The organism is Variovorax sp. YR752 (assembly GCF_943372545.1).
Genome location: NZ_CALRZC010000350.1, coordinates 1 through 5,806 on the forward strand (window position 1 = coordinate 1; position 5,806 = coordinate 5,806).

The following is a 5,806-nucleotide window of genomic DNA, read 5'->3' on the forward strand; positions in this document are numbered from 1 at the left end:
CCTTCTTTCTTCCTTCCCTCTCACCTTCATTCAAGGCGTTCCCTCATGCAATCCGTCATCCTCGTCACTGGCGCCGGCTCCGGCATTGGCAAGCTCAGCGCGCAGGCGCTCGCCGAAGCGGGCCACATCGTCTATGCCTCCATGCGCGACATCGCAGGCCGCAACAAGGAGCGCGCGGCCGAGCTGCGTGCCCTGGCCGCGGCCCGGGGGCTTCAGCTGCATCCGCTCGAACTCGATGTGCTGTCGCAGGCCTCCGCCGATGCCGCCGCGGCGACCATCGTCCAGGCACACGGCCGCCTCGATGTGGTGATGCAGAACGCGGGCCATCTCGTGGTCGGGCCGACCGAGGCCTTCACGCCGGAAGACATCGCCAAAGTGTTCGACACCAACGTGCTCGGTGCCCAGCGCGTGAACCGCGCGGTGCTGCCGTACCTGCGCCAACAAGAGTCGGGGCTGATGCTGTGGATCAGCAGCACGACCACCAAGGGCGGCTTTCCGCCGTTCATGGGCCCGTACGGCGCGGCCAAGGCGGCCATGGATTCGCTGGCGGTGACGCTGGCCTACGAGATCGCGCGCTTCGGCATCGAGACCTCGATCGTCGTGCCGGGCGCGTTCACCCGGGGCACCGATCACTTCCCAAGCGCGGGCAAGCCCTCCGATGCGACTGTCGCCGCCGCCTACAGCCGCTACGACGGCGTGATGGACCGCATCGGCGAGCGCCTGTCCGCCCTCACGCCCGAGCACGCCGATCCGCAGGCAGTGGCCGACGACATCGTGCGCATCGTGGGCCTGCCCAGCGGCACGCGGCCGATGCGTTCGCTGATCGACTTCGTGGGCGATGGTGCGGCCGAGGTCTTCGAGGTGTCGGAGCGCGTGCGCATCGACTTCGCCCGGCGCATCGGCATGGGCGACCTGCTCGAGGCGAAGGTCCGGCGCTGAGCGGGGCGCTGTCAAGAAAAGCGGTGGATCTTCCTGTCCAATAGCGACATGGAACATTCACCGAACGACGTGACCGAGCGTCTGAACGACCTCGAGATCAAGTCGAGCTATACCGAAGACCTGCTCGAGCAGCTGAACATGACGATCTACCGGCAGCAGCAGCAGATCGACAGCCTGATCCTGCAGGTCGCCCAGCTGCGGCTGCAGAGCCAGAACGCAGGGCAGGACGGGGGCGCGCGCAACCTGCGCGACGAGCTTCCCCCGCATTACTGAAGAGGAAGATCGCTCAGCCGTGCGCGTGCCAAAGCACGGCGAAGAAATGGCAGGTGCTGCCGGCCAGCACGAACAGGTGCCACACCGAATGCGCGTAGCGCACCTTGTTGTCGAACAGGAACACCACGGCCCCGGCCGTGTAGAACAGCCCGCCGGCCACGAGCCAGGCCAGCCCGGCCGATGACATGCGCTCGTACAGCGGCACCGCCGCCATCAGCGCCATCCAGCCCATCGCCACGTACAGGCCGGTGGACCACAGCGGGTGCTGCAGGCGGTTGAACAGCTTGGCGCTCACGCCCAGCACGGCGGCGGCGGTGATGGCGCCGAACAGGGTCCAGCCCCAGGGCCCGCGCAGCACGCCGAACAGGAAGGGCATGTAGCTGCCCGCAATGAACAGGTAGATGGCCGCGTGGTCGAGCCGGTTGAACCAGGCCTTGGCGCGGCCGATCGGCAGCGCGTGGTACAGCGTGGAGATCAGGTACAGCACGATGGCCGTGCCCGCGAAGAGCGACGCGCCCACCACGGCCGCGGCCTGGCCCTTCTGGGCGGCGCTGTAGACCAGGATCGGCAGCGAGGCGATCGCCAATAGCAGGCCCAGGCCGTGGCTCAGGGCGTTGAAGAGCTCTTCCATCGCGGTCTGGTCGCGCGCGGCGGACGCCGGCTTTTTCTGCAGATCGGCGGAAAGGGCGGGCTGCAGCTGCAGCGGCGGGCTATTCGTCATCAGGAACAGAGCCTCCAGGATCGGGTTTGGTTCCGCAGAAATGCGCGAAACCGGCAGATCATGTTACTTGACCTGCTGTTTGCCGAGTTTGCGCGCCAATGTGCGCCGATGCATGCCAAGCCGGCGCGCGGTTTCCGAGATGTTGAAGCCGGTTTCGGCCAGCATTTCGTGGATGCGCTCCCACTCCAGCGTCTTGATCGAGGTCGAGCGGTTGGTCAGTTCGACCTCGGTGGTGCCGGCGGCGCGGCCGAAGGCGGCCTCGATGTCGTCGGTGTTCGAGGGCTTGGCCAGGTAATGGCAGGCGCCGAGCTTGATGGCCTCGACGGCGGTGGCGATGCTCGCGAAGCCGGTGAGCACCACGATCAGCATCTCGGCGTCGTGCCGGTGCAGGATCTGCACGCAGGCCAGGCCCGAGGCCTCGCCGTTGAGCTTCAGGTCGACCACGGCGTAACCGGGTGAGGGGCCGTCGCCTTCTTCGAGCAGCGCTTCCACTTCCTCGAGGTTGCGCGCGTGCACGACCACGTAGCCGCGCCGCTCGAAGGAACGTGCGAGCGTGCGCGCGAAGGCCTCGTCGTCCTCGACGATGAGCAGCTGGCGGACCTCGGCGGTGGGGTCGGGTGTGAGGGTCATGGGCTGCTCGGGGCTGGGGGGGCGGCGTTGTCCGCGATGGCTGGGGCTTCCTCGTCTTCTTCGAGCACGATGGCCGCCAGCGGCAGCGTGATGGTCACGATGGCGCCGCCCTCGGGGCGGTTGCGCACGGCGACGCGCCCACCCAGTGTGCGCGCCACGTTCACGACCAGGAACAGGCCCAGCCCGCCGCCGGGACGGCCCTTGCTCGACTGGTAGGGCTTGCCGAACTCCGCGAGGATGGCCGGCATGAAACCGGGGCCCGCGTCGGTGACGGTGATGGTGAGCGCGTCGGCGTCGTGCGTGGCTTCCAGGCGCAGCCAGTGCGGGGAGGCCTCGAGCGCGTTGTCGAGCACGTTGCACACCATCTGCTTGATCGCCGAGTCGGAAACCATCGGCAGGTCTTGGCCGAACAGGTTCTCGTAGTCGAACTCTTCGACCGGGCGCGTGGTGCGCCATTCTTCGACGAGGTCGTCCAGGAAGGTGCGCACGGTGGTCTCTTCGGACGACTCGCCGCGCGTCTCGCCGGCCGACAGCAGGATGCCGCTCACGATGCTCTTGCAGCGCTGGATCTGCACTTCCATCTCGGCCACTTCCTGCAGCAGCTCGGGGTCGGAGCTGAAGTGCGGCAGCCGGCGCCAGTCGCCCAGGATCACGGCCAGCGTGGCCAGCGGCGTGCCCAGCTCGTGCGCCGCGCCCGAGGCCAGGAGGCCCATGCGCACGATGTGTTCTTCTTCCGACGCGCGCTGGCGCAGGTCGGCCAGCCGCGCGTCGCGCACGCGCAGGTTGCGGCTGATGCGGGTGATGAAGACCACCAGCAGCGCGGCGTTGAGCGCAAAGCACACCAGCATGCCCTGCACGTAGGGACTCCACAGGCCGCGGTCGTGGTCCAGCGGCAGCGGCAGCGGGCGCGAGAACAGCGCCAGGCCCGCAAAGCACAGGCCGGTGATGACCACGATGGTCCAGGTCGACCAGGCCTTGAGCAGCACCGCGCCCAGGATCACCTGCAGCAGGTACAGGAAGACGAAGGGGTTGGTGGCGCCGCCGCTGAGGTACAGCTGGGCCGTGAGCGTGGCCACGTCGACCAGCAGCGCGACGAACAGCTCGCCGTTGGTCACGCGGCCGTGGATGCGCAGGCGCAGCAGGCTCACCGTGTTGAACAGGGCGAGGCAGGTGAGCACCTGCAGCATGTGGTTCAGCGGCAGGCGGATGCCGAAGCCGTAGTGCACGACGAGGATGGTGGCGACCTGCCCGACGACGGCGAACCAGCGCAGCTGGATCAGCTGCTGCATGTTCTGGTGGCCGATGACGTTGTCCAGGCTCGCAACGCCCGCGCGCGGGGCGTGCAGCTCGCCGGCGACCGCGACGAGCTTGTCAGTCGCGGCGGACATCGGCGGGACCGGCGTGATCGGGGCGTGCGGCGTCGGCATGCGGTGCATTTTCGCCGCTGCCGCCGGGTGCCGCCTGCCGGCGCCTGTCGTCGCGCCACACGAACCACGCGGCGCCGAGCACCATCAGCGCCAGCCCGTACCAGGTGAGGGCGTAGACGAGGTGGCTGTTGGGAAAGGCGATGACGGTCAGGCCGCCTGCCGGCCAGGTCGGCGCGGCCTGCGCAGTCGCGGGCCCGGCCTCGGCATCGACGAAGTAGGGCGCCACGTCGCCCAGGCCGCGCGCGGCGGCAATGGCCTGCACGTCGCGCGAGAACCAGCGGTCGGCCGCGGGGTCGTTCGTGCGCAGGAAGCCGCCCTTCGGTTCGGTGAGGCGCAGCAGGCCGGCGACGGTGGTGTCGCCCTGGGGCTCGGGGGCGGTGCGCGCTGCGCGCTCGCGCGCCTCGGGCGGCACGAAGCCGCGGTTGACGAGCACGACGCTGCCGTCGGTGGTGCGCAGCGGGGTCAGCACCCAGAAGCCGGCACCGAGCCGGGTGCTGGCCTGCACCAGCGCTTCCTTGTCGTGGAGGAACGTGCCGCGAAGGCGCACGTGGGTGTATTCGTCGTCGGCCGCGTTGACCGTGGGCCATTCGGAGCGCGCCGGCGCGTCGGTGGCCGGGGCATGCACGCGCTGGTCGACGCGGGCGATGAGATCGAGCTTCCAGGCTCGGCGCTCGACCTGCCAGGTGCCGAGCGCGAGAAAGCCGGCGAAGGCGAGGACGGCGCAGACCGCCAGCGCCGCACGCGTGACAACCGAGCGCGGGCGGGCGGTCGATGCCATCAGGGCATGTTCTTCATGTCGTGGACCATGGCCGGCATCATGTTGGTGTTCATGTGATACATGACCCACAGCGACCCGGCCAGCGTGATGACCACGAGCACCAGCGTGAAGATCAGCGCCAGCATGTTCCAGCCGCCTTCCGACTTCGCGTCCATGTGCAGGAAGTACACCATGTGGACCACGATCTGCACCACGGCGAAGCCGAGGATGACGAGGGCGGTGGTGCTCGGGTTGGCGATCACCTTGCCCATCACGAGCCAGAACGGGATCGCGGTCAGGATCACGGCCAGCACGAAGCCGGTCATGTAGCCCTTGAAGGTGCTGTGGCTCACGGGGCCGTCGTCGTGATGGGCGTCATGCCCATCGTGTGCGCCATGGCCGTGCGCGTCGGTGTGTGCGGGGGCGCTCATGCCATCGATCCCATGAGGTAGACGAAAGTGAAGACGCCGATCCACACGACGTCCAGGAAGTGCCAGAACATCGACAGGCACATCAGGCGGCGGCGGTTGGCGGGGGTAAAGCCGTGCTTGGGCAGCTGGAACATCAGCACGACGAGCCAGATGATGCCGAAGCTCACGTGCAGGCCGTGCGTGCCCACCAGTGCGAAGAACGACGACAGGAACGCGCTGCGCTGCGGGCCGGCGCCTTCGTGCAGCAGGTGCGCGAACTCGTACAGCTCCAGGCCGATGAAGCCCAGGCCCAGCAGGCCGGTGATGCCCAGCCACAGCAGCACGCCGCCCATGCGCTTGCGCTGCATCTCGAGCATCGCGAAGCCGTAGGTGATCGACGACAGCAGCAGCAGCGACGTGTTCATCGCCACCAGAGGCAGGTCGAACAGGTCGGCGCCCGAGGGGCCGGCCGCGTAGCTGCGGCCCAGCACGCCGTACACCGCGAACAGGCAGGCAAAGATGAGGCAGTCGCTCATCAGGTAGAGCCAGAAGCCCAGCAGCGTGCCGTTCTCGGGATGGTGGTCCTCGTTGCGCACGTGGAACAGCTCGAACACCGGCGGCTTGCCCGTCAGGTCGCTGTGGGGGGGGG

At 68.4% G+C, this 5,806-nt stretch carries 8 protein-coding genes; 2 read left to right on the forward strand and 6 right to left on the reverse strand.

The genetic code is table 11. The annotated features are described in order from the left end of the window. The first annotated feature begins 45 nt into the window (after window positions 1-45). Together AAG801_RS39740 and AAG801_RS39745 are read left to right on the forward strand one after the other, a co-directional pair. The gene (locus AAG801_RS39740; protein WP_341893383.1) at window positions 46-939 is read left to right on the forward strand and encodes an SDR family NAD(P)-dependent oxidoreductase; all 894 of its coding nucleotides are present in this window, start codon (window positions 46-48) and stop codon (window positions 937-939) included. Between the two features lie 48 nt (window positions 940-987). Next, window positions 988-1,212 carry a SlyX family protein gene (locus tag AAG801_RS39745; protein WP_341893384.1) on the forward strand — a complete coding sequence of 75 codons (225 nt, stop codon included), beginning with the start codon at window positions 988-990 and terminating at the stop codon, window positions 1,210-1,212. A gap of 13 nt (window positions 1,213-1,225) precedes the next feature. Here AAG801_RS39745 and AAG801_RS39750 read toward each other — a convergent pair whose 3' ends face one another. From AAG801_RS39750 to cyoC, 6 genes are all read right to left on the reverse strand, one after another. After that, on the reverse strand, window positions 1,226-1,933 hold the full coding sequence (locus AAG801_RS39750) for a hemolysin III family protein (RefSeq protein WP_341893385.1): 708 nt from the start codon (window positions 1,931-1,933) through the stop codon (window positions 1,226-1,228). Window positions 1,934-1,996: 63 nt separating this feature from the next. Further along, complete coding sequence (locus AAG801_RS39755) at window positions 1,997-2,563, reverse strand: response regulator transcription factor (RefSeq protein ID WP_341893386.1); 567 nt, start codon at window positions 2,561-2,563, stop codon at window positions 1,997-1,999. After that, window positions 2,560-3,951: an ATP-binding protein gene (locus AAG801_RS39760; protein ID WP_341893387.1), complete on the reverse strand. Its 1,392-nt coding sequence runs from the start codon at window positions 3,949-3,951 to the stop codon at window positions 2,560-2,562. Before AAG801_RS39760 ends, AAG801_RS39755 begins: the two co-directional genes overlap by 4 nt. After that, window positions 3,935-4,768 (reverse strand): SURF1 family protein, encoded by an 834-nt coding sequence (locus AAG801_RS39765; RefSeq protein ID WP_341893388.1) that lies wholly within the window; start codon window positions 4,766-4,768, stop codon window positions 3,935-3,937. Before AAG801_RS39765 ends, AAG801_RS39760 begins: the two co-directional genes overlap by 17 nt. Continuing rightward, window positions 4,768-5,178 carry a cytochrome o ubiquinol oxidase subunit IV gene (gene cyoD / locus AAG801_RS39770; RefSeq protein WP_101489071.1) on the reverse strand — a complete coding sequence of 137 codons (411 nt, stop codon included), beginning with the start codon at window positions 5,176-5,178 and terminating at the stop codon, window positions 4,768-4,770. The genes AAG801_RS39765 and cyoD overlap by 1 nt, the downstream gene beginning before the upstream one ends. Then, window positions 5,175-5,789 carry a cytochrome o ubiquinol oxidase subunit III gene (cyoC, locus tag AAG801_RS39775; protein WP_341893389.1) on the reverse strand — a complete coding sequence of 205 codons (615 nt, stop codon included), beginning with the start codon at window positions 5,787-5,789 and terminating at the stop codon, window positions 5,175-5,177. The genes cyoD and cyoC overlap by 4 nt, the downstream gene beginning before the upstream one ends. Between the last annotated feature and the right edge of the window lie 17 nt (window positions 5,790-5,806).

Excerpts from the sequence above, each read along its gene's own strand:
- AAG801_RS39765 (WP_341893388.1), bottom strand. The coding sequence starts at position 4,768 with ATGGCATCGACCGCCCGCCCGCGCTCGGTTGTCACGCGTGCGGCGCTG.
- AAG801_RS39740 (WP_341893383.1), top strand. The coding sequence starts at position 46 with ATGCAATCCGTCATCCTCGTCACTGGCGCCGGCTCCGGCATTGGCAAG.
- AAG801_RS39755 (WP_341893386.1), bottom strand. The coding sequence starts at position 2,563 with ATGACCCTCACACCCGACCCCACCGCCGAGGTCCGCCAGCTGCTCATC.
- AAG801_RS39760 (WP_341893387.1), bottom strand. The coding sequence starts at position 3,951 with ATGTCCGCCGCGACTGACAAGCTCGTCGCGGTCGCCGGCGAGCTGCAC.
- AAG801_RS39750 (WP_341893385.1), bottom strand. The coding sequence starts at position 1,933 with ATGACGAATAGCCCGCCGCTGCAGCTGCAGCCCGCCCTTTCCGCCGAT.
- cyoD (WP_101489071.1), bottom strand. The coding sequence starts at position 5,178 with ATGAGCGCCCCCGCACACACCGACGCGCACGGCCATGGCGCACACGAT.
- AAG801_RS39745 (WP_341893384.1), top strand. The coding sequence starts at position 988 with ATGGAACATTCACCGAACGACGTGACCGAGCGTCTGAACGACCTCGAG.